Origin of the sequence: Asaia krungthepensis NRIC 0535, assembly GCF_025995175.1 — a bacterium.
In the GTDB taxonomy this organism is placed as follows: domain Bacteria; phylum Pseudomonadota; class Alphaproteobacteria; order Acetobacterales; family Acetobacteraceae; genus Asaia; species Asaia krungthepensis.
Window position 1 is genome coordinate 1 of the sequence record NZ_BAPV01000049.1, and the last position, 473, is coordinate 473.

The 473-nt window shown below is 53.9% G+C and carries 1 protein-coding gene; it reads left to right on the forward strand.

Features of this window, described 5'->3' with window-relative positions:
* The coding region (locus AA0535_RS12290; RefSeq protein ID WP_264816687.1) for a hypothetical protein at window positions 1–473 on the forward strand (473 nt) is incomplete at both ends.

Genomic DNA, 473 nt, shown 5'->3' on the forward strand with positions numbered 1-473 from the left:
ATCGGTCCGCTTACGGCGTCGTATGACGGCAAAACGTGGAAATACACTGACGCCAACGGACAAGTGGTTTTGAGCGCGCAGAACACCACGACCGGCGTATACCAGACCAAAAACGGGTTTATTTCTTATAGTATGAGTGGGGGCTATATCCTTGTTAGTAATGACAAGATCGCGGACCCTACAAAGGTAAGTTGGTCCAACCAGTCGGGCGTTGTACCGGGATCGACGCCTTTCCCCTCATTTGGAGGTGCCAGCACATCTCTGAAGATCACCGATTCCGCCGGAAGTAGCGCAGTCACTTACGATCGGGTTTCTGGAGGCGTGACCGCGCAAGGGACCTATGATCCGACCGCGCACGCTACCATGCCCAGCGTAACTGTACCGTCAGGCTACCTGCCCGACACACTGAACGATGTGTACATTTATGTGCTGAATGCTGACGGGACAGTTTCTGCCAGCAACGATAATGCGGC